Source organism: Paenibacillus sp. FSL H3-0321, assembly GCF_038002865.1.
Lineage (GTDB): Bacteria > Bacillota > Bacilli > Paenibacillales > Paenibacillaceae > Paenibacillus_AQ.
This window is the reverse complement of record NZ_JBBODH010000001.1, coordinates 5,762,746-5,784,021: the sequence shown is the minus strand read 5'-3', so window position 1 is coordinate 5,784,021 and position 21,276 is coordinate 5,762,746. Positions and strand designations below refer to the sequence as shown.

At 52.8% G+C, this 21,276-nt stretch carries 21 protein-coding genes; 7 read left to right on the top strand and 14 right to left on the bottom strand.

Translation table 11 applies throughout. The annotated features are described in order from the left end of the window. The first annotated feature begins 49 nt into the window (after positions 1-49). Complete coding sequence (locus MHI45_RS25890) at positions 50-982, top strand: glycosyltransferase (RefSeq protein WP_076112661.1); 933 nt, start codon at positions 50-52, stop codon at positions 980-982. Between the two features lie 205 nt (positions 983-1,187). Beyond that, positions 1,188-2,306: an FAD:protein FMN transferase gene (locus tag MHI45_RS25885; RefSeq protein ID WP_076112662.1), complete on the top strand. Its 1,119-nt coding sequence runs from the start codon at positions 1,188-1,190 to the stop codon at positions 2,304-2,306. Positions 2,307-2,436: 130 nt separating this feature from the next. Here the strand turns inward: MHI45_RS25885 and MHI45_RS25880 are convergent, their stop codons facing one another. From MHI45_RS25880 to MHI45_RS25845, 8 genes are all read right to left on the bottom strand, one after another. Then, entirely contained in the window at positions 2,437-3,147 is a 711-nt protein-coding gene (locus MHI45_RS25880; protein WP_076112663.1) for an HAD family hydrolase, read from the bottom strand. A gap of 14 nt (positions 3,148-3,161) precedes the next feature. Continuing rightward, the gene (locus tag MHI45_RS25875) at positions 3,162-3,644 is read right to left on the bottom strand and encodes a GNAT family N-acetyltransferase (RefSeq protein WP_256718193.1); all 483 of its coding nucleotides are present in this window, start codon (positions 3,642-3,644) and stop codon (positions 3,162-3,164) included. A 116-nt stretch (positions 3,645-3,760) separates the two neighbouring features. Further along, positions 3,761-4,267: a metallophosphoesterase family protein gene (locus tag MHI45_RS25870; protein WP_076112664.1), complete on the bottom strand. Its 507-nt coding sequence runs from the start codon at positions 4,265-4,267 to the stop codon at positions 3,761-3,763. Positions 4,268-4,434: 167 nt separating this feature from the next. Further along, positions 4,435-5,643, bottom strand: coding sequence for an anti-sigma factor (locus MHI45_RS25865; protein ID WP_076112665.1), 1,209 nt, complete (start codon positions 5,641-5,643; stop codon positions 4,435-4,437). Next, positions 5,636-6,139, bottom strand: coding sequence for a sigma-70 family RNA polymerase sigma factor (locus MHI45_RS25860; RefSeq protein WP_076112666.1), 504 nt, complete (start codon positions 6,137-6,139; stop codon positions 5,636-5,638). Before MHI45_RS25860 ends, MHI45_RS25865 begins: the two co-directional genes overlap by 8 nt. Before the next feature lie 272 nt (positions 6,140-6,411). Next, positions 6,412-7,698 (bottom strand): AAA family ATPase, encoded by a 1,287-nt coding sequence (locus MHI45_RS25855; RefSeq protein ID WP_038587192.1) that lies wholly within the window; start codon positions 7,696-7,698, stop codon positions 6,412-6,414. A 1-nt stretch (position 7,699) separates the two neighbouring features. Then, entirely contained in the window at positions 7,700-9,151 is a 1,452-nt protein-coding gene (locus tag MHI45_RS25850; RefSeq protein ID WP_076112667.1) for an RtcB family protein, read from the bottom strand. Positions 9,152-9,675: 524 nt separating this feature from the next. Continuing rightward, positions 9,676-9,936, bottom strand: coding sequence for a YqkE family protein (locus tag MHI45_RS25845; protein WP_038587188.1), 261 nt, complete (start codon positions 9,934-9,936; stop codon positions 9,676-9,678). 90 nt (positions 9,937-10,026) lie between these two features. Here MHI45_RS25845 and MHI45_RS25840 point away from each other — a divergent pair, with 90 nt between their 5' ends. Next, positions 10,027-10,371, top strand: coding sequence for a winged helix-turn-helix transcriptional regulator (locus tag MHI45_RS25840; RefSeq protein ID WP_076112668.1), 345 nt, complete (start codon positions 10,027-10,029; stop codon positions 10,369-10,371). A gap of 43 nt (positions 10,372-10,414) precedes the next feature. On the opposite strand, the gene MHI45_RS25835 is transcribed toward MHI45_RS25840, so the two are convergent. Together MHI45_RS25835 and MHI45_RS25830 are read right to left on the bottom strand one after the other, a co-directional pair. Then, the gene (locus tag MHI45_RS25835) at positions 10,415-10,918 is read right to left on the bottom strand and encodes a GNAT family N-acetyltransferase (RefSeq protein WP_076112669.1); all 504 of its coding nucleotides are present in this window, start codon (positions 10,916-10,918) and stop codon (positions 10,415-10,417) included. A 13-nt stretch (positions 10,919-10,931) separates the two neighbouring features. After that, complete coding sequence (locus MHI45_RS25830) at positions 10,932-11,792, bottom strand: SDR family oxidoreductase (RefSeq protein WP_076112670.1); 861 nt, start codon at positions 11,790-11,792, stop codon at positions 10,932-10,934. A gap of 810 nt (positions 11,793-12,602) precedes the next feature. Here MHI45_RS25830 and MHI45_RS25825 point away from each other — a divergent pair. Next, positions 12,603-12,731, top strand: coding sequence for a hypothetical protein (locus tag MHI45_RS25825; protein WP_341119664.1), 129 nt, complete (start codon positions 12,603-12,605; stop codon positions 12,729-12,731). Positions 12,732-12,782: 51 nt separating this feature from the next. Beyond that, entirely contained in the window at positions 12,783-13,511 is a 729-nt protein-coding gene (locus MHI45_RS25820; protein ID WP_341119663.1) for an MBL fold metallo-hydrolase, read from the top strand. Between the two features lie 114 nt (positions 13,512-13,625). Here MHI45_RS25820 and MHI45_RS25815 read toward each other — a convergent pair whose 3' ends face one another. Beyond that, entirely contained in the window at positions 13,626-14,975 is a 1,350-nt protein-coding gene (locus MHI45_RS25815) for a PQQ-dependent sugar dehydrogenase (protein ID WP_341119661.1), read from the bottom strand. Positions 14,976-15,185: 210 nt separating this feature from the next. On the opposite strand from MHI45_RS25815, the gene MHI45_RS25810 reads away from it, so the two are divergent. After that, on the top strand, positions 15,186-16,280 hold the full coding sequence (locus tag MHI45_RS25810) for a M24 family metallopeptidase (RefSeq protein ID WP_341119660.1): 1,095 nt from the start codon (positions 15,186-15,188) through the stop codon (positions 16,278-16,280). A gap of 88 nt (positions 16,281-16,368) precedes the next feature. On the opposite strand, the gene MHI45_RS25805 is transcribed toward MHI45_RS25810, so the two are convergent. Beyond that, entirely contained in the window at positions 16,369-17,094 is a 726-nt protein-coding gene (locus MHI45_RS25805) for a queuosine precursor transporter (protein WP_341119659.1), read from the bottom strand. 388 nt (positions 17,095-17,482) lie between these two features. Between MHI45_RS25805 and MHI45_RS25800 the strand changes: the two genes are divergently transcribed. Beyond that, a complete protein-coding gene (locus MHI45_RS25800; protein ID WP_076112674.1) occupies positions 17,483-19,171 on the top strand; it encodes a methyl-accepting chemotaxis protein in 1,689 nt (562 codons plus the stop codon). A 112-nt stretch (positions 19,172-19,283) separates the two neighbouring features. Here the strand turns inward: MHI45_RS25800 and MHI45_RS25795 are convergent, their stop codons facing one another. Together MHI45_RS25795 and MHI45_RS25790 are read right to left on the bottom strand one after the other, a co-directional pair. Further along, complete coding sequence (locus tag MHI45_RS25795; protein ID WP_076112675.1) at positions 19,284-19,610, bottom strand: YnfA family protein; 327 nt, start codon at positions 19,608-19,610, stop codon at positions 19,284-19,286. A gap of 2 nt (positions 19,611-19,612) precedes the next feature. Further along, complete coding sequence (locus MHI45_RS25790) at positions 19,613-21,217, bottom strand: cobyric acid synthase (protein WP_341119658.1); 1,605 nt, start codon at positions 21,215-21,217, stop codon at positions 19,613-19,615. Positions 21,218-21,276 lie beyond the last annotated feature (59 nt).

Genomic DNA, 21,276 nt, shown 5'->3' with positions numbered 1-21,276 from the left:
TTACTACTATTACTAGCGGACGATAGGCGTCCCAGAAGGAGCCAGCGGCATGCATGATGTGTCTATAGTAATTCCCACGCGCAACCGGATCAGCGATCTTACGCTGTGTATTGAATCCATCGGCAGGCAGACAGAGCTGGAAGACGTCTCGATCGAGCTATTGATTGTTGATGATGGCGATATTGAGGAGAATGTCCTGGACTATTTGCGCAAGGTGCTGGCGCAGATGCCAAGTGCTGAGCTGCGTTATTACCGCAAAACCAAACCTGGCGTCTGGCTCTCCCGTTACGAAGCGCTGAACCTGATCGACGGAGACATTGTGCTCAGCTTCGATGATGACGCCGAGCTGGATGATCCGCTGTATATCCGCCGGATGCTGGACACCTATGCGGCCGATCCGGCGATTGTCGGAGTAGGCGGCATCGCCAAAGGCCTCTCCAGCAGCAAATCCGGCAAGCTGCTCGGCGTGCTTACCTGCCAAATGTCGGCTTCGCCCGGCAGACTGTCGGCCAGCACGCTGGCAGGCTCACTGCTGCTCTGGGGAGAAACGGAGGATACCTTTGAAACGGATTTCTTCCACGGCTGCAATATGTCTTTCAAACGTGAGGCGTTGAGGGATATGAAACCTTACCCCTGGATGACCAGCTATGCCGTGGCTGATGATATTTATATGTGCCATCTGGCCAGCAAATACGGCAAGCTTGTAATCAACCCGGATATGAAGATTACCCATCATGAATCCCCAAGCTCCCGCGATAAAGCGGGACGCGTCGCCCGTGCAACCGCGGTGAACCATTATTACCTGCTCAATCTGCGCAAAGCCCCGGTGAAGAACTACGCTGCCCTGCTGTGGACGCTGACTTATTTGACCGGCAAATCAACTCTGAAGCGCAACTTCAATGCGGTTTCAGGCTATATCAGCGGCATCCTCTTTGTACTCAATCCCCTCAAGAATAAATACAGCGAATATATGCTGGACTAACGCTCTCCACACAAACTTCATAATGGACAACAGCAGAAACACCTGCCTGCCCTTTCGGGAAGCGGGTGTTTCTGCTGTTTCTGCGGACTGCTTCTTCCGGTCATCTTAATCCGCAAAATGTCATGAAATTAGTATCCATTGCCATTCTATCTGGGGTATGATAGTAAAGATGAGTTCAAGAAACTACTTTTATGGATGGTGGAATATGTTTAAAAACAAAAAAACGGCGATAATTCTGGTCGCTCTCGTCATCATTATCGTTGCCGTTGCCGGCATCTGGATGCTTACAGGCAACAAGGATAAAGACGCTGCCAGTACCTCCGATACCTCAGGCGGTGCAAAAGTTTCGGAACAAGGCGGAACGAAATCCCTTGAGCAGACTTTTTACATTTATGATACGGTCGTTAACATTAAGGTCTTCGGCGATCATGCCGAGCAGAAAAATATGGACGACATTCAGGCCATGCTGGAACGGATGGATATAGAGTTCAGCCGCACTAAGGAAAATGGAGAAATCTACGCGGTCAACCAGGCTGCAGGCAAGGAAGCTGTTACTGTATCTGATGAAACTCTGGACATCGTCAAGCTTTCGATTAAATATGCCGAAGAGATGGACGGGCTGTTCGATCCGACGATTGGGCCGCTGGTGGATCTGTGGGATATCGGCAACGACGGTAAGCAGGTTCCACCGCAAGCAAATATCGAACATGCCAAGAGCCTGACCAATTACAAGGATATTATTGTAGATGAAGCAGCGAAGACCGTGATGCTGGCTAAAGAAGGCATGGTGCTCGATATGGGCGGAATCGGCAAAGGTTATGCTGCTGACCGGATCGCCGATTATTTGAAGGAGCAGGGTCTGGACAGCGCGATGATCAACCTTGGCGGCAGCAGCATCATTGCCCTCGGCAACAAGCCGAATGGATCGCAGTGGAACATCGGCCTGCAGGACCCCGATAAGACCCGCGGCACACAGCTGGGCACTATCAAGATTTCTAATGAGGTCATCGATGCTTCCGGCGTTTATGAGCGTTACTTCACGCAGGATAATATTCGCTATCACCATATACTTGACCCGCGTACAGGATTCCCTTCCCAGAACGGCTTAAAGAGCATTACGATTATGAGCCCGAACGCAACGGATGCGGATGCCTTGTCCACCGGCGTATTCCTGATGGGGCTTGAGGAAGGCATGGCCTACCTTGAAGCTCTGCCGGAGGACGTGGAAGCCTTCTTCATTACCGATGACAACAAAATCTATGCCACTTCAGGCATTAGAGAGAGACTGCAGCTCACGGATCCAACGTATAGCTTTGCGGAGTAACTAAGAAGAAGAAGATAAGGGACAATCATTATCCGAAGCCTATACACTCTTGTCTTTCGGAACCATAGAACGAATAAGCGGCGGAGCTGAGGCTCCGCCGCTTATTTATTTTCGTTATGAGTACGTGTCCTCAGATCAGCGGAAGCTCGCTGAATTCTTGGTAACTGGCAAAGGTGAAGCTTGGGCTATGACCGGTTCCCGGCTGTCTGCCGCGCGGATTGTACCAGCATACTTTCCAGCCTGCTGCAAGCGCGCCAACTACATCATTGTTCCAGGTATCTCCGACATACAGCGAGTTCTCCGCTGTTGTTCCGCTCACGCGGTTAACATGGGCAAAGATCTCCGGGTCCGGCTTGGCCAGCCCAACGGCATCCGAGATGAAGATCATCTCTTCCGGAATCAGCTTGTCGATGCCAAGTCCGCGCAGCTTGCTCATCTGGTGAGCCTTCGGGCCATTGGTGATAATCCCCACCTTGTGCCCAAGAGCGATGAACCGCCGCAGCTGCTCTTCTACACCGTCTATGAACTGAATGGAATACTGCCGGCCAATGTAGGACGCCTGAACTTGGGCTGCCTGCTCCCGGCTAAGGTCCATCCCGTATTCGGCAAAAGCCAGCTCCAGACGCTGCACCCGCGTCTCCTCCAGCTCAAGCTCGCCCCGCAAATACTTTGGCCAGAGCTGGTCACTGTGATGCCTCACTTTATAAAATAGCTCCGCATAGTCCAGACTGTCCTCATCCGGGGCCAAAACCTCGCGTACCGCTTCCCGGAAAGGCACCAAATGATCGTACAAAGTATCATCCAAATCAAAAAAAACCGCCAGTTTATTGCTGTTATCCACATTAACGCCCCTTACTATTCATGCTTGGTATTCAAAAATAGATTATAAGTGTAGAACTCATCATCCCGGACATAGCCTTTCGCAACGTATAGACGCTGCGCAGTAGTATTATCTGTCATCGTAGTCAAGGTCAGCCCTTTGCTTCCAGTGCTCAAAGCGAACTCCCGGGCACCGTCCAGCAGTAAGGAGCCCAAACCCTGTCCGCGCAGCTCCGCGGCCACATACAGATCATTCAGTATCCAGAGCCGCTGCATGCTCACCGAGGAGAAGGATGGATAGAGCTGGGCAAACCCTCCGGCCTCCTTATTAGCGCCGTTCCCCGTTACAGCCATCCAAATTGCGGACTCATCCGCCTCCAGTCTGGCTTTCAGGAAAAACTGGACTCCTTGAAGATCGGAAACCTGGCCATAATACACGCGATATTCATCAAACAGCAGAGCAATCTGTTCAAGGTCTTCAAGGCCAGCACGTTCCAAACGATACTCCGGCATCATCATTCCAACTTTCCGGCAACAGCCAATAATAAGATGTATACATTATTTTAAAAGTTCAGCTGCCAGGTGAACATGGAGAGAATGCACTTTAGTTTGGACAATGCTTCCGATTTCCTTACTTAGTCCCTGGAGTCATAGAAGACATGCCGGGCACTGATTATGCCGTCTTCGATGTCCAGCAGCCCGAATGAATACTGCTTCTCCCGCCGTTTGTCGGTCGGCGACCCGGGATTAAACAGCAGAATGCCGTTTTCCCTGCGCATCAGCGGCTGATGAGAATGACCGAATAGAATGCAGTCCACTTCATCGCCTTCAAAAGCGAGCAGTGCATTCCCATCCGTACCTTTGCGCGAATACGGGGCATGTCCGTGGATCATCCCGATACGCACACCTTCCAGCGTAATGATCTTGCGCTCTCCGAACCGCTGAATAATCTCGGCTCCATCATTATTGCCGGCAATTCCCTCGACCGGCGCGAGCTGCGACAGCATTTCATAGATCTCCAGCGCCACCCAATCGCCGAGATGCAGAATCTGGTCAACATGGCGGAATTCCGCCACAAGCGCCTGCGGCAACGACTTCGCGTTCCGTGACATATGCGTATCCGATACAACTCCTATTTTCATCAGCTTCAGCTCCCAATCCCCATATTGCCCGCGCAAGTATCGCAAGCAGCCATAATCATTAATATTCTGCTAATTGTACGATTTGCGCGTGGGAGAAGCAAGTAAACCGGTTGTTTCCCTTAAGCGATCGAGTCCAAAATGCATGATTGCCTCTATAGTTCAGTTCCCTATTCCCGCCAGTTCCACAGCCGAACTTCCCCAATCCGGATATTGCTGATCCATGTATCCTCCCGGAGCTTCAGCAGCTCCTTTACCGGACCCGTAACAACAACTCCATACAGCTTAACGCCGTGCTCCCCGAGATAACTTATGGATTCATCCAGATCAATGAATGGGGCTACGTTGTTTGATATTTTTTTATGCTGCTGCATTAGCCGCAAGGTATCCATGAAGTTCTCCTCACGCAAAGCGCCGTCCCCGTAGGATTCAACAGCTGGAGAGACCGAACTGCTTGAAGTCACCTTGCTGAACCAGCCCGATTTCTCTTCTGAGATCTTTGTTACCTTCATGTCATCGGCATGCCACAGCGGTGTATAAGGAAATCCAAGGGGAGTGCCGGCAAAGCGTTCACGCGAGAATTGACCGGCATCTGCAGCGAACCACACAGGCAACAGATTCAATGGCTCCAGCTTCTTCAGCAGCTCATCCGTTGTGTATAACCGGTCTAAAGACAGATAAGCCTCAGCCACGGTGCCCTCGTGAAGCTTCTCCAGCATCCGCCACTCCACCCCGTCGCTGCGCAGACTGCCTGAGTTCTTCGCTGTTTCCGGGTATTGAAAGTAATAATTCCCGCCACTCCGTTCATCCGTCCAGGAGAACTTGCCTACACCGCCCAGCCCCAGCAGAAACGGAGTGGAGTAGCTTCCCACATCCACCGTTTCCCCGCCGATTTGCTTCAGCAGCTTACCTGACATTTCCATTCTGAAAAAGAACTTCGCGTTGCTGCTCAAATGGACAATCGTATTCGGGCGGGAGACAGCTACCGCTGATGATACTACATCACTGTAAGTCTCCCCCCGGCCACCGGTACTATAGAACACTGCAGTGATAATACCGCTGATGGTCCAAAATGCCAGAAATGCCGCCAGTACAGTAAACGTATTGGCTATTCGCGCCCTCCATTTGCCGCGGCGGATAATGCCCTTTTCCCTGGCGGACGCAGATTTCCTCTTGCTTTTCCCCTTACCCTTGCTCTTGCCGTTGGAGAGATCTACCTCCTGATGTTCAGACAAGTGGTCTTCCCGTTCCATCAGCTCATCCACATAGACCTGATAGGCCTCCAGCTTCTCCAACTCTTGCTCCAGTTCAGTCCGTTCCTCTTCCGGCAGCGTCCCCTCGCTGTACTTCCGCAGCTTCTCCTTGAACTCCTCACTCATGCCTGCTCCTCCTCCGCTCTGCCTCCCGCAGCCGCTGTCTGGCGCGGAATAACAATATTTTATATTGAGACAGCCCCACATCCATGATCTCCGCCGCTTCCTTGTAAGACATTCCGTGAAAATCGTACAACAGCAGCGCGTGGCGCTGCCCCTCCGGCAGGCTATCTACAGACAAGGCCATCTCTTCCAGACGTTCCTGCCGCAGCAGGGTGCCTTCGGTCGTATCCGGATGGGCCAGCTCATTGAAATAACCCGCTTCTTTGGTGACACTCCGGCTCTCTTTCCGCTTGTAATCCACAAAAGCATTATAGGCGACGCGGAACAGCCACGGCTTGATGGTGTCTTCACGGCAATTCTCCAGGTACAGATAAGCCCGGTAAAAAGTCTCCTGCATTAAATCTTCGGCCACATGGTGATCATGACAGAGGGAGCGCAAATAGCGGTAAATATCCTGAACATAACTCTGATAAAGATCATCCAGCGAATTTGGCTTCATTCCCTCCCCCCTTACTCTAACCACGTATAAGATTGGAAAAAGTTACATGGTCAGGATAATAATTTTTTTTGCTTATTAAACAGGTGAGGAGCAAAAGGCCAAACAGATATTCATCCAAGATGAATCAATCAGGATAACCCGGTCCATCGATGCAAAAAATACCGCGTACAATCTTTCGGTAGGCAGACGGGTGCCCTAACCAAGATAATGAAACGTAAATACAAAAAGATAGCCCGGTGTCTCCAGGACCCGGGCTTCTTTGCCAAATAAAATCAGTAAAATCCAATCGTGGACGAGCCGTCCTTCATCCATTCGCGCTTGCGTCCTTTGTCCAGCTCTCCGCGCATTCCGCGGACAAGCGCCTCCACATCGGCTCTGCCGTTCTCATGCCATTCCAGTGCCGCACTGACATACAGCTCGCCAAGCTGGGTCAGGGAGAAATCTCCGGTCAAGCGTGCCGCCAGATCGACTCCCTCATCACCGGCAAAGGTCGAGAAGCCGCGCAGCCGCAAATACTCCAGCCTTAGCTCCTCATTCGGCATTTTGATCTCATATGCCCGGTCAAAACGTCCGGCGCGGTTCATCAGCCCGGGATCTATCTTCTCCGGATAGTTGGTCGTGCCGATCAGAAAGATGCCTTCCTTGGAGGTCGCCCCGTCCAAAGTATTCAGGAAAAAGGATCTGACCTCCTGCGGCATAGAGTCGATATCCTCAATCACCAGCACCATCGGTGCCAGCCGGGCTGCGGCTTCAAACACCTCGCCTACCGACTCACTGCTTGTATATTCGGTGATCTGCCAATAGATCACCGGTCCGGGCACACTTCCGGCGATGGACTTGACGAGCGTCGTCTTGCCGTTGCCCGGATGCCCGTAGAGCAGAATCCCCCGTTTATAAGGGATATCATAGGTCACATAGAAGCTGCGGTCCGAATCGAAAAACTGGTCGAGCGAGCGGTAGATTTCCTTTTTGATCGCGACATCCAGCACCACTTCCTCCCGTCCGACAGAACGGGTGATTGGCTCATCTTCCCGGAAAATACCGTTGCGCCGATCGGTGAACACCGTCACCTTATTGATATTCTGCTCCCGCTGCCGCGTGCGCACATTGCTCAGGAAAGCCTGCAGCTGCGCGTCGGAGGCGGCAAATACAAAATCCTGAAAGTTGATGCCGTTCTCCTGAAATACGGGCACGCGTGCCAGCGCCACGCCCATGGCAGGATAAGCCAGCACATTGTTGCGGATCGACAGGTGAATATTATACTCCGGCTGCTCCTTGTCATCGTCGTAGACAAAGGTACGGTCCTCCAGCCGGTCAAATATCCGCGCCACATGCTCTACTCCGGGATTGCCGGACTGCACATCATTCTCCAGCAGCTTCCAATACTCACTGTTGGGGTCGTCGCTGGCGTACAGCTCATAGCGGACACCATAGCGGGCATAAAGAGCTTCAAGGATACCGTCTACTAGGCGGGCGTAGACGTCGTACCCTTTGATCATGCCACTCGTGCCTCCATCGTATTCGTAAATCACAGCCTGTTTCTTGCACTCCTGCTCCATCCTATTTGGTCCCCTTTATCGCTGCGAGCGGCTTGCACTTGGCCACAACGGCAGCCAGGCCGGCGCCCGTAACGCTTTCTATGATCTCATCTACATTCTTATAGGCTTGGGGAGATTCGTCAATGATAGATTCCAGGGAATGCTGGTTTACTACAATCTCATCTTCTTTGCCTACCTTTAGCGACTGGGAAAATTCATGAACAGACACCAGCCGTTTCGTTGCCGTGCGTGAACGGATCCGCCCTGCACCGTGGCAGATGGAATAAAAGTTCTCTTCCCCGCCGGGCTGGCCGACCATGATATAAGAGGCGGTGCCCATTGAGCCGGGAATCAGCGCCGGGTGACCGGTCGCGGCATAGGGCCGCGGATTGTCCGGATGCTGAGCCGGCAAGGCACGGGTTGCCCCCTTGCGGTGCACAAATTTGGTCCCCGAAGAGGTCTCTTCCTTCCAGGCATAATTGTGCATCAGGTCATACAGGGTGCGCAGCTCACATTTCGTGCCGAACACCTCACGGAACGCTTCGCGGACACCGTAGGCGATCAGATGCCGGTTCACGACAGCGTAGTTCAAGGCGGAGTACATCAGATTAACATAGCGCTGGCCTTGCGGATGTTCCAGCGGGGCAAAGATCAGGCGCGGATCGGCGCTGCCAAGTCCTAGCTGCCCCATCACCTTGGCGAAGGCCGGGGTGCAGAACTGGTTGACCATGCCGCCCCAGGCCCGTGAGCCGGAATGGATCATCACGGCAACCTGCCCGTCCTGCAGCCCCCAGGCTTCCGCCACCTCCCGCTGTTCCTCCGCAATCTCAATCGCCTGAATCTCGACAAAATGATTGCCTCCTCCAAGGGTACCCAACTGGCGGTGTCCGCGGTGCCAGGCCATATCGGGCAGCTCATTCAGTATTTCCTCGTCAAAAGCCAGCTTGCTGACCTCCACATGGGAAAGCGCGCTTGATTTCTTCGGAGTGTAGCTGTCGGGTACATATTTGTTCGGCAGCCCGTGCAGCCCCTTGCGGACCACATTCTCCAGCCGGATATCGCCGTAATGACCCCGCTGCTGCGCCTCCATCGGCAAATATTTCTCGATGGCGCGGACCAGCTTTCTCCGCAGCTTAACCTCACGCAGATCATCCTTGTGCAGATTGGTGAGATGCACGCGCATTCCGCAGCCGATGTCGCTGCCCACGATAGAGGGCGACACATATCCTCCTGCCGCATCCCATACCGCAGTTGTGCCGATGCAGGTGCCGACGCCTACATGCACATCCGGTGTATAGCTCATATATTCAATATTCGGGATTTGCAGGTTGTTGTTCGCCATTTCCATGACCTTATAGTCCAATGTGGCAAATAATTGCCCGCTGGCATAGACCTTCAGGTCGCCTCCCGGAAGAGCCACCCGGTGTTTATATTGCGGCTCATCGAAGCCCGCTTGTTGTGAATTACTATTCATAAGTTATTTTCAATTCCTCTCAAGTTCGTTGATAAGTTAAATTATCTTTCCGTTCGTGAAATCTTTAGTGTTTCAGGTACGCAAAAAAAGCCGCAGATCAGTTCTGATCCACGGCTCCCGAAGAGCTAATCATTGCTTCAAAATTACCTAACATAATTTAAAGCTTACCCATGTGCAAGAATGCGACAGGATGAGCCAAGGGCGCATCATGTCTCCCGGACGAAGGCGATGAGATCAGATGGTTCATATGCGGTTGTAATGTGGCAAGGCAACAATTCCAGTACAATAGTTCCAATCATGGCCCATCGGCCTCCCTTCTCTAAATGATAAACCCAATAATATATGGCTCTGCTGCAGATTGTCAACCCTAATATTGGAAGTCCTGTCCGCCAGCCTGCAAAAAAAACCGCAGAATCTACTGAATTCTGCGGCTCGCCTGCGCAAAAAATACATCAAAAGGACTACTTCCCCTGCACGCAAAAAAAGAAGACACCCTCCCAGGCGCCTCTTCATAGGTTATTTGTTTACTTGAATTTATGCCAATCCTGTTTGCTGTTCTCCAGCAAATGGGCAAAATCATTCTCCAGCCGCTTCTGCTCGGCTTTCCGCTGATCCTCTACCGCTTTGCGGGCTGCCTCTTTCTTGTCATTCTCCTCGGCTTTGAGCGCATCGGACTGCGCCTTCAGCTTGTCAAGCACATCACTGCTGAGGAGATCCCGGAGTGTTGCCGGAGCATCCGATGCAGCGGGACGTGGAGCAGGGGTTATTTTCTTTTTTTTGGCCATGTAGCTCATCCTTTCGGGCATTGCATGTAGTTCAAATTTGTTTTAGTTATAGGTCTTTTCGTTTATAATGTTCAGTAAGAGGTGAGCCTTATGAAATCCCTAGATTTATGTCCAAAGTTACAGAAAAGCATGGATATCATCGGCAGACGTTGGACAGGCTTAATCATCTATCAGCTCCTTCAGGGACCACAGCGCTTCAGTGTTATCGAGTCTTCTCTGCCCGTCAGCGGCAGACTCTTGTCCGAACGGCTTAAGGAACTGGAGCTGGAAGGCATTGTCCTCCGCGAAGTATTTCCCGAGACACCCGTAAGAATTCAATACTCCTTGACGGATAAAGGGCGGGCGCTGGAATCGGTCATCCGTGATCTGCAGAAATGGTCGGAATCCTGGATTGAACCGGAAGGCTCCGGGCCTGAAGGAATTCCTCCAGAGTAAGGGTTAGCCTTCTCATAGTGCACAAACAATGGTGCGCTGTTCCTTACAGCTTGCGGCCGATAATGACCAGATCACGTTGAATGCCGTCCATTTCAGCAACTCCAGGCAGCAGTCCCCATTGTTCAAAACCAAATTTCCGCAGCAGAGCCAGGCTTGGCTCGTTGTGGCCGAATACAAAACCAACTAAATTCTGAAGACCAAGGCGCGGGCATTCTTCCAGTGCCTTGGTCAGCAGGATACTCCCGGCACCCCTGCCGCGGAACTTCCCGCTTACATATACACTGACTTCTGCGGTTCCATTATAGGCCGGACGTCCATAGAACGACTGGAAGCTGAACCAGGCGGCAACCTCGCCGTCCTGCTTCAGTACCCACAGCGGGCGATGATGGCTGTTATGCTCATGGAACCAGTGCAAGCGGTCCTCCACCCGAACCGGCTCCAGGTCGGCAGTAACCATCCGTCCGGCTACCGTCGAATTATAAATCTCCACAATTGCCCCTAAATCCTCTAGTGTTGCATCTTCAATGCTGTAATTGTGCCAAGCCATTTTTCAGATCCTCCTAAAAGTTGTGTAAGCCCTTGTCTGCTCCGGTCTGTTCCAGGCTCCACTGCCACAAACGTTCGGCATCTTCCTGATTCAGTGCCCGCGGTGACAGCTCTTTGATCTTTCGGCGGTAATAATATTGTCCGGTCACTCCCAGCAGCTCCGGCGCCGTCGCGAGATAGATTGCCGTGTCCGCCCCCTGCTCGGGTGTCAGGAAGAAATAGGACAACAGCTTGAGCACCGAGCGGCCAAAGCCTGTCTCCCGGTTAACCCCGATACTGGTCCCCACAGCACCCGGATGTACAGCATTGACCGTAACTTCCGTGCCCTGCAGGCGCTTGGCCAGCTCTCTCGTAAAAAGGATATTAGCCAGCTTGGAACGTGCGTAAGCCTTGGCCGGATTGAAACCGCGCGACAGAGTAGGATCGTTCAAATACAGCTTTCCGATCTTGTAGGCACCGGAAGCAACGACCACGATCCTGCCTTGCTCTGCCGCCTTTAGCTGATCCAGCAGCAGACGGGTCAGCAAGAAGTGTCCCAAATGGTTCACGCCGAAGTCCTGCTCGAAGCCGTCCGCCGTAAGCTCACGTCTAAAGGCCACTACACCGGCATTGTTAATCAATACGTCGAGTACGGGGTGGCTCGCCTTGAATTCCGCTGCAAACCCGCGGATGCTCTGAAACGAAGCCAAATCGCATAACATCAGCGTGATATGGTCAGATCCGCTCTCCCGCTTGGCTTCCGCCAGCGCCTCTTCCCCGCGCTTGCGGCTGCGGCAGGCCATCACCACCGTTGCTCCCTGGCGGGCCATTTCAACCGTCGTTGCCAATCCCATCCCGGAGTTACCTCCGGTTACAAGCACCGTCTTTCCATTCATGGCCAATCCCCTCTCTAGCAACCTGCCAATTACACCTGCCAGCCTGGCCTTTCCACAGCATATGTTTTAAGATTATGTTACATCAAATCAGGTGCACAAGAAAAGCCTTTCAGTACATATGGCTATCAAGCTCTATGAATCGCTCATCCTGATTGCTGCATTCCTGTAATTGTATCATTATTTGAATAGGGTACGGCGTCAATCGAATGGAGTACAGCATAAGTCAGCCGGCAATCAGCATCTAGCGGCTCGGACTGTCTCGCGGACTCAGGAGACGTTATTTTGTACAAAAAGGACTCCTCACTCTTCGAACGGACACCAGCGCCGCTATCTCATTGAAAATGGGTTGTTTAGCCTGTTTTCCAGGCAAATAAGGGCTATGCAGTCCGCGTGGAGTGCTGATCACGGGATTTGAGCCAAATAAAGAACATACAGTCCGCCGAGCAGAAACAGCACCAAAACCATGCTCACGGATATACGTTTGGCGGATTAGCAACGGATGCTCAGAGATTCACGATTGGCGGGTTACGGATCGCATGCTCAAAGTTTCACGATTGCGGGTTACGCAACGCATGCTCAACGCTTCACGATTGGCGGGTTACGCAACGCATGCTCAAAGTTTCACGTTTGGCGGGTTACGCAACGCATGCTCAAAGTTTCACGTTTGGCGGGTTACCCATCGCATGCTCAAAGATACACGTTTGCGGATTAGCAACGCATGCTCACGGATATACGTTTGGCGGGTTACCCATCGCATGCTCAGAGATTCACGTTTGGCGGGTTACGCAACGTAGGCTCAAAGATGCACGTTTGGCGGGTTACCCATCGCATGCTCAAAGATACATGTTTGCGGGTTACGCATCGCATGCGGAGGAAGGCGAGGTCATCCTGCTGGCTCCGGACCGCAAGGTCCCGAACGGAACGCCGATTGCTAACTGAGAAAACTTATATGGAGGTGAATTCCGGGAATCCTGTTCCCGGAGCTGAACTATGAATATTGGCCCAAATGTTATCGTACTGACTGTCCCCATGATCTCTCCCGTAATGGGTCCTACCAAGATTTATCCGGTGCTGCTGAAAGATGGGGAGGACTTGACCCTCATAGACACCGGCATGTTAGGCCAATACGATGCTCTGCTGCAAGCTATAGAGCAAGCGGGCGAACAGCTTTCCAGCATTAAACGCATCATCCTCACCCATCAGGATATTGATCATATCGGCAATCTCCCTTTGCTCGTCCAGAAGCTCCCCGGCGTTGAGCTGTTCGCCCATCCGGGCGATATTCCGGCAATCACGAACCGCCAGCCGATGCTGAAGATGAATCCGCAGCGGGTCGCGCAGATGCCGCAGGCATTTCAGGAGCAGTTCCATGCGTTTCTGGAGCAGCTGGCGCAGCTCGGCAGCTTCACGGAGCTGCATGACGGCCAGCAGCTGCCGTGGGGCGGCGGCATCGAAATTATTCATACCCCCGGCCATACGCCGGGGCATATCTGCCTTTATGTGCAGGAACAAGCGCTGCTGCTGGCAGTCGATGAGCTGCTCGTCGTAGACGGACAGCTGACCGGACCGGCAGAGTCGGCCACACCGGACATGCCGCAGGCGCTGCGCAGCCTGCACAAGCTGGAAGGACGGTTAATCCAGTCCGTCCTCTGTTACCACGGCGGACTCTTCGACGGCAGTCCGCAGGAGCTTATCAACCAATTGACGGATGTGCTCTAACAGAGCATGTCCGGCTTATAGTCCAGACATAAATCAGGCCCGCAAGTAGAGTAATCTACGAGCGGGCCTGGTTTTTTATCATGATGGGATATCAAACGAGGAGCGGTACTAGGCTCATTTCCAGTTTGGCTTCAGGGCAATCAGCTTGTCGTCATTGTTTCCGGGCTCCCCCCTGCCATCCCGGTTATTCGTCATTACATATAAGGTACCATCCGGCCCCTCGGCCACATTGCGGAGCCGTCCCCATTTCTCCTGGAACAATGCTGTTGCCTTAGCCTTCCCGCCTCCGGATGACGGGGAGATCCACAGCAGCTGTTCTCCGGCCAGCCCGGCAACCAGCAGTTCGCCGCTCCATGGACCCTGTGTAATAAAAGCCATTCCCGACGGTGCCCAGGTTTGGCTGCCGCTATGCAGCAGCGGAAGCTTCAGACTCACCTCACCTTTGCCTGCGGTTTCATCGCCCTCAATAAGCGGCCAGCCGTAATTGGCGCCTGCCTCAATGATATTAATTTCGTCATGGCTGGACTGCCCATGCTCCGAGCTGTAAAGCACTCCAGTGTCCGGCTGCCAGGCCAACCCTTGCGGGTTGCGGTGGCCCCAGCTGTAGACGGGAGAATCCGGCCAAGGGTTATCCTCCGGGATGGACCCGTCAAGGGAGATTCGCAGGATTTTCCCGCCCAGACTGTCCTTATCCTGTGCCAGCTCCGGCTTATAACGTTCACCGGCAGTGACGTACAGATATCCGTCCGGTCCTACTTTAATCCTGCCGCCGTTATGATTGGTGTCTCCATGGATGCCATCTAGCATCACCTTGTTAATCTCCGCTTTGCCGCTGCTGATCTTGAGCCGCAGTACGCGGTTCTGCACTCCGCCGTCTGTATGGAGATAGGAATGGTAGACGTAGGCATATCCGCTTTTTTCAAACGCCGGATCCAGCGCAAGTCCCAAGAGACCGCCCTCCCCCTTGCTGACAAACGGCGCAAGAAGCTCCAGCAGCGGAGCCTTTCTCAGTTTACCGTTCTCAATCACCCGCAGGCTGCCGGGCCGTTCGGTAAAAAAAATCCGCCCATCCGGAGCAAATACCATTTCCCAAGGGACATTCAGCCCCGTTGCTACTGTTTGAGCTGTATAGGGGAAGGATGCTTTGGACTTTACAGAAGCTGTTGTTGCAGGATCCCCAGGCACTGGAAGTGGAGTTGGTTCTGCAGAGGGAGCGGGACTCGGTGAGACCTGCGTCTCTGCCTGCTGATCCTGATTGCCATCCGATGTATAATTTGACGGAGAAACCAAGGATGGATCTGCGCTCTCTGCAGGGTTTCCCGACAGGCGCGGCCCTGCACTCTTCAGCGGTTCCCCCGCATTACTGGTTTCGGAAGAAGCTGTGCAGGCTGACAACCCTCCTGTCAGCAGGATCAACATACAGCACCCTAGAAGGCTGTGGTGGACTTTTCTTTTGCCGGACATGGCTGTCACCTCCTGAAAGAATATATGAACACTTGCTTCAAAGCTTGTTATGTTCAGTCTGCAATCAATTTGGGCAACTATTACCCGGCCTTGCGGTTCGCTAAACCCTTTGGGCAAGCAAATCTACAGAGACGTGCACCCTGCCGGTTAATGATCTATAATGAAAACATTGCTTTTTTTTATCGTGATGACGAAAGGGGAACACCTGAAATGAATGATGCTCTACAAAGTTTGGCTGGGGGAATGGCGGGAGAAGGGCTGGACGCTCTGCTCGTCACCGATCCCAAACATGTCTATTACTTGACCGGGTTTGCCAGCAATCCGCATGAACGTTTTCTTGGCCTGCTGCTGATTCGCGGAGAGGTGCCCGTCCTGATTGTTCCGGCACTGGATGCCGAAGCGGCGCATGCGGCTTCCTCCGTGACGTCGATCCTGACACACAGCGATACCGATAATCCGTATGAGCTGCTAAAGTCGCAATTTGGCGGCAAAACACCTGGATCACTCGGCATAGAGAAAGAGCATTTCTCCGTAAGCCGGTATGAGCTGCTCGCCGATTCTGTGCCTGCAGCACAATTTAGCGATATCGGTCCCCTGCTCCGGGCGATGCGCGCCAAGAAGACACCGGAGGAAGTCAGCCGGATGAAACATGCCGCCGAGCTGGTGGAGGAGGTTCTGCGCCGCGGTCTAAACCATGTGAAAAGCGGAGTCAGCGAAATTGAGCTGGTGGCCGAGCTGGAATATCTGATGAAAAAGGTCGGCGCCTCCGGTCCTTCCTTCGACACTATGGTCCTCAGTGGTTCTAACACTGCCCTTCCGCATGGTGTGTCGGGAGACCGCATCATCCAGCCGGGTGATTTCCTGATGTTCGACCTTGGCGTATATGCCGCCGGGTATGCTTCCGACATCACACGGACCTTTGCCGTGGAGGAAGCGGACAGCAAGCTGAGCGAAATCTACAACACGGTGCTGGCCGCTAACCTGGCAGGCATTGCCGCTTCCCGAGCAGGAGCTACCTTCGGCTCAGTGGACCGGGCAGCGCGTGAAGTGATCGAAAATGCGGGTTACGGGGAATATTTCATGCACCGTGTCGGCCATGGACTTGGCATGGATACCCATGAGTATCCTTCCCTTCACGGTTTAAATACGGATATTATCGAGAACGGCAACGTATTCACCGTGGAACCGGGCATCTATGTGCCGGGCGTAGGCGGTGTACGTATTGAAGATGATGTCTTTATTACGGCAGAAGGTCCCGTAACGCTGACCAGCTTCCCGAAAGAGCTGACTATCCTCCATTTGTAACAGTATTCCAATATAAGATATGTCCATCAAAAAAAGCAGTGAGCCGACCCCATAACGGGAGACTCCCTGCTTTTTTTATGGTCACAATCTATGAAATGCTGCGGCTATCCGCATCCTTCAGGGCCGGCTCTTCCTCTTCGGCAAACTTAAAGGAGCGGGCAATGTAAAGGATTGGCGTGCCTGCACCGGTCAGCAGGAATTTCACTACGTAGGTAGTCAGCAAAATTTCGATCCACACCTGCATATCGAATCTGCCGGCAAACGCAATGGTGCAAAAAATCAGCGTATCAACAAATGAGCTGATCATCGTACTGCCGTTGGAGCGGATCCAAAGCTGGCGCGAGGTGCTGTAGTATTTGCGGATCCACGAATACAGGCGCACGTCGAGGAACTGGCTGATGAAATAGGCAGCAAGGCTTCCCAGCGCCAGACGCGGCATCAGTCCAAAGATCGTTTCCAGCGAGGTCTGGAAAATGGGATCTCCCTGCGGTTTGAACACCAGCGCCATCTGCATAATCACCGTAGTCATCAGCAGGGTGAAAAAGCCGAACCATACGGCATTGCGCGCTTCCTTCCGCCCGTACCGTTCATTAAGCAAATCGCTGGTCATATACAGCGTTACATACATCGTATTGCCCAGCGTCATCACGATGTCCAGCGGCATAGCAATCGTCTTGGCCACTTGAATATTGGCGATGACCGTAGCAACTCCAACCCAGGCATACAGCCCCTTTTTACCAAAAAGACGGTAACAGAGCAAAAATAGGCCGAAGTTGACAACAACGAACAAAATTCCCCACAACAAATTAAACATTTTTCTATACTTCCTCCTAGTTTTGGTTACGCGGGATGGTTACGAACCGCGGATATTTTGTTTATAGGAACAAAACATTAATACTCTACCATATAAAAAGCTAACATTCTATGAGAATTTTAAATTTTCAGAAAAGAAGAATGTTGTCACTTATTTTCGGTAAACAAATGGTTCATTCGACAATTATTCATATTTTTCTGAAAATATGCGTTATAATTCAATTTTTTCACTATTCAACCGGAGGTTAATTCTATAGAATAGTTATCAATCATATCCCCGGAACGATAGCCTGATATATGACCAACATCAATGGAGTATATAGCTGTATGCCCGCTTATAAGCGTTGGCATGGGATCGATGCATTCAAATAGAAAAGGAGAGAATGGATATGTCACGCTTTAAGAATTCAATCAGCCGCAAATTTACACTTTTGTTGTTTGTCGTCCTATTGCTCACATCTCTTGTGTTAAGTATCAGCTTCTACTTTATATCAATGAGTACCATCGACGGCTACGTAATGCCGCAAATTAACAAGCTTCTGACCGGGGCCGCTCAGGATGTCTACAAGAATTTGAACGCAACCCACGCCCAGCAGACCCTGAGTAAGAGTGCACAGGCCACCACGAATGTCGAATACTATTTCCAGGAAAAAAGAAAGCTGCATGATGTGGAGACCATTTTCCTCATCGAAATGAAAGATGGAAAGGCCACCGTACTGGCCGCAGATCACGGCTCAAAGCTGAAGGCTGAAGAAAGCCTTAAGGTATTGCCCGCTATGGAACAAGCCGCTAAAGGAAAAACGGGGCTCAGTGAAATCTATAGTGACAGTCACGGTATACATAAGACCGCCTATGTCAGTGTTCCCGGCAGCAGGATGGTCATCGGAGTAAGTTCTGACGTTGGTTTTGTTGAAGACAAGATAAACAGCATCGTCTGGGCAAGTATAGGAATTACACTGCTGTCGCTGATCATTGGAACCGCCGCCGCTACCTTCATGAGCCGGAAAATCACGCGGCCGCTCTCTCAGCTTACCGCTTATAGCAATAAGCTCGCTGCCGGTGATTTCACGCAGAATCTGGTTATCAAGGGCAACGATGAGGTCGGCCAGTTGTCAGTGAGCTTCCAAAGTATGGGACAACGGCTTAAGGAAATGATCGGGCAGGTGCTCGATACTTCAGGCAGTGTCGTTGCCGATGCCAATGATCTGAAAGCGCGTGTTGAAGTGCTGGGCGAAATGGCCGAGCGTTCGGCGTTATCCGTTACGGAGATCGGCAAAGGCAGTACAACCATTGCCAGCAGCGCACTGGAGAACTCCAGAGCCATGGAAGAAATCAATTTCGGCATTCAGCATATCGCATCCGCAGCCGGTGAAGTCACCGAGCAGATCAGTGAAGCTGCAGCGGAAGCCATGGGCGGCAATGAGGTTGCCCAGAGTGCTGTACAGCAAATGCGTCAGGTGGAGCATGCCTCTCAGAAGTCGCTGGAGCAGTTCCGCATCATGAATGAACGTTCCCTGATGATTGGCGGGGTTGTCCAGGGCATCACCGAAATAACCAAGCAGATTCAGATGCTGTCGCTGAATGCTTCCATTGAAGCGGCACGCGCAGGCGAGCATGGCCGCGGTTTTGCTGTTGTAGCCGGAGAAGTCCGCAAGTTGTCCGAGCAGTCCAAGGAATCCAATGAGCAGATCCGTGACTTCCTGCTTAGCCTGCAGGAGGATATGAACCGTTCGGTGGAAGAAATGAATCATGTGAACTCGGAAGTAGCTTCGGGCGTAGGCAAAGCGGTGGAAGCCGGTAATGCCTTTAATCAACTGCTTATTCTTATTCAAAGCATCAATCACAGCATTCAGTCCGTATCTGCCGCCACCCAGCAGATTTCGGCCGGCACCGAAGAAGTAAGCGCCTCGGTGGAGGAAACCGCACAAATCACCGGCAAATCGCAAGCCAGTGCAGAATTGCTTGCCGAGAACTCCTCACGGCAGCATGAGGAGCTGGATGGCCACTCCCTGACCGTGGAGCATCTGCATGAACAAGCGGTGAAGCTGCAGGAAGCTGTGAAACAGTTCAAGATTTAAAGAGAACCCGCCTCTTTCGAACCATATCAAAAGGCAGTCCACAGCTTATCAAAGCTTGGACTGCCTTTTTGTTAGATTGCGCTGCAATTTAATAACGCTCTTCCCCTCCAGATCAGTGTCTCGGTGCCCACAGGATAACCGATACCCCAATCACACAAATACCTGCACCGATCCAGTCATACAGATCCGGTGTCTTCTTGTCCACCAGCCAGCCCCAAAGAACGGCAAGCACGATGAACACACCGCCATAGGCGGCATACACCCTGCCGAAAGAAGGGAACTTCTGCAAGGTGGGGATGATGCCGTACGCAATCAGAATTAGTGCACCAACGAGGCCGTACCAGAGCGGCCGCGACTCCCGCAGCCACAGCCAGATCAAATAACCGCCGCCGATTTCAGCCAGACCGGCAACAATAAACAGCAGAACCGCCAGCACCATTCTTAGCCCTCTTCTCCGGGAAGACCCATTATTCTGTAAACTGCCTCCATATCAAGGCTGGCTCTTACGGCATCTGCCAGACGGTCGAATTCCTGCTCGCGGAGCGCTGCCGACGAGAAGGTCCTGGCCAGCGGGGCAAGACCTTTGGCCTGCCGTATCCCGTCAAGCCAGGCTCTGCGCAGGCTATCATTATGAAACAAACCATGCAGATAAGTTCCCCATATCTTGCCGTCCGGCGTACCCCAACCTTCAGGCAACGTCTCCCCATCCGGTCCCGTCAGGTGGAACAGGCTTCTGACGCCTGCACCTTCATGCTTTGTCGTGGTACCCATATGAATCTCATATCCGGCAACGGGAATTTCCTCAGCCGCTCCGGGGTCAAGGCCGCATAATTGCAGCGGATGATCCTCAGCCAGCGTGCCGCTTACACGCACCGTCTTCTTATGCGGCAGAAATTCCGTGGACAGGGGCAGATAGCCCAGCCCGTCACTATCCCCCGGCTCTGTATTTTCAACAGCATGCGGATCGAGCAGCCTCCGCCCCAGCATCTGGTAACCTCCGCAAATGCCGGTAAGCTGCGATGTTCCGTGCTCCAGCGCATTCGTTATTGCTTCAGGGAAGCCCTGCTCCCGCAAATAATTCAGGTCTGCCGCCGTATTCTTCGTACCCGGCAGAATGATGGCATCCGGTGTGCCCAGCTCCTCTACGGAGGTCACATAACGCACAGCGGTATCCGGCTCATCCTCCAACGGATCGAAGTCGGTGAAGTTCGATATTCTCGGGTAGCGGATGACTGCAATATCCAGCTCCTTCGCGCTGCCGGGCTGCATACGGCCCGAAGTCCCTTCCAGTACTACGGAATCCTCCGCCTCTATCCGCAGCTGCGGCAGAAACGGCAGCACACCAAGCACCGGGATCCCGGTGCGCTGCTCCAGCCAATCCAGACCGGGCTGCAGCAAGGAGAGATCGCCGCGGAATTTATTGATAATGAAGCCTTTGACACGCGCCCGCTCATGCGGCTCCAAGAGTTCGAGTGTACCCACCAGAAAGGCGAATACGCCGCCTCTGTCAATGTCTGCGATCAGCAGCACCGGCGCATCCGCCCAGCCTGCGAGATTCATATTGACGATATCCCGCGCCTTCAGGTTGATCTCTGCCGGACTTCCCGCCCCTTCCATCAGCACGATATCATAAGCCGCCCGCAGACGATCCAGCGCGTCCAGCACCGTCCCTTTGGCTTCCGGCAGAAACTTCTCGCGGTATTCCCGCGCGCTCAGCGCCGTGTGCGGTACGCCATGGACGACGATTTGCGCGCTCATCTCGCCCGATGGCTTCAGCAGAATCGGATTCATGTCGCTGGTAGCCGTAATGCCGAATGCTTCGGCCTGCATGCCCTGGGCACGCCCGATTTCTTTTCCGTCCACGGTGACATAGGAATTCAGCGCCATATTCTGCGACTTGAAGGGCGCCGTCCGGTAGCCGTCCTGTGTCATAATCCGCCCGATGGCTGCAGTGACGAGGCTCTTGCCGACATCCGAAGCCGTTCCCTGCATCATCAGCACGGCCGCCCGCTGTTTCTTCTCTTGTGTGTCCGCTTGGTTCTTCATGCTCTTCTCCCCGCTTTCTTCCTGCTGCCGGAGTACTGGCGAAGCAGTTGTTCTTGTTC

Excerpts from the sequence above, each read along its gene's own strand:
- MHI45_RS25890 (WP_076112661.1), top strand. The coding sequence starts at position 50 with ATGCATGATGTGTCTATAGTAATTCCCACGCGCAACCGGATCAGCGAT.
- MHI45_RS25885 (WP_076112662.1), top strand. The coding sequence starts at position 1,188 with ATGTTTAAAAACAAAAAAACGGCGATAATTCTGGTCGCTCTCGTCATC.
- MHI45_RS25875 (WP_256718193.1), bottom strand. The coding sequence starts at position 3,644 with ATGATGATGCCGGAGTATCGTTTGGAACGTGCTGGCCTTGAAGACCTT.
- MHI45_RS25870 (WP_076112664.1), bottom strand. The coding sequence starts at position 4,267 with ATGAAAATAGGAGTTGTATCGGATACGCATATGTCACGGAACGCGAAG.
- MHI45_RS25865 (WP_076112665.1), bottom strand. The coding sequence starts at position 5,643 with ATGAGTGAGGAGTTCAAGGAGAAGCTGCGGAAGTACAGCGAGGGGACG.
- MHI45_RS25860 (WP_076112666.1), bottom strand. The coding sequence starts at position 6,139 with ATGAAGCCAAATTCGCTGGATGATCTTTATCAGAGTTATGTTCAGGAT.
- MHI45_RS25855 (WP_038587192.1), bottom strand. The coding sequence starts at position 7,698 with ATGGAGCAGGAGTGCAAGAAACAGGCTGTGATTTACGAATACGATGGA.
- MHI45_RS25850 (WP_076112667.1), bottom strand. The coding sequence starts at position 9,151 with ATGAATAGTAATTCACAACAAGCGGGCTTCGATGAGCCGCAATATAAA.
- MHI45_RS25845 (WP_038587188.1), bottom strand. The coding sequence starts at position 9,936 with ATGGCCAAAAAAAAGAAAATAACCCCTGCTCCACGTCCCGCTGCATCG.
- MHI45_RS25840 (WP_076112668.1), top strand. The coding sequence starts at position 10,027 with ATGAAATCCCTAGATTTATGTCCAAAGTTACAGAAAAGCATGGATATC.
- MHI45_RS25835 (WP_076112669.1), bottom strand. The coding sequence starts at position 10,918 with ATGGCTTGGCACAATTACAGCATTGAAGATGCAACACTAGAGGATTTA.
- MHI45_RS25830 (WP_076112670.1), bottom strand. The coding sequence starts at position 11,792 with ATGAATGGAAAGACGGTGCTTGTAACCGGAGGTAACTCCGGGATGGGA.
- MHI45_RS25820 (WP_341119663.1), top strand. The coding sequence starts at position 12,783 with ATGAATATTGGCCCAAATGTTATCGTACTGACTGTCCCCATGATCTCT.
- MHI45_RS25815 (WP_341119661.1), bottom strand. The coding sequence starts at position 14,975 with ATGTCCGGCAAAAGAAAAGTCCACCACAGCCTTCTAGGGTGCTGTATG.
- MHI45_RS25810 (WP_341119660.1), top strand. The coding sequence starts at position 15,186 with ATGAATGATGCTCTACAAAGTTTGGCTGGGGGAATGGCGGGAGAAGGG.
- MHI45_RS25805 (WP_341119659.1), bottom strand. The coding sequence starts at position 17,094 with ATGTTTAATTTGTTGTGGGGAATTTTGTTCGTTGTTGTCAACTTCGGC.
- MHI45_RS25800 (WP_076112674.1), top strand. The coding sequence starts at position 17,483 with ATGTCACGCTTTAAGAATTCAATCAGCCGCAAATTTACACTTTTGTTG.
- MHI45_RS25795 (WP_076112675.1), bottom strand. The coding sequence starts at position 19,610 with ATGGTGCTGGCGGTTCTGCTGTTTATTGTTGCCGGTCTGGCTGAAATC.
- MHI45_RS25790 (WP_341119658.1), bottom strand. The coding sequence starts at position 21,217 with ATGAAGAACCAAGCGGACACACAAGAGAAGAAACAGCGGGCGGCCGTG.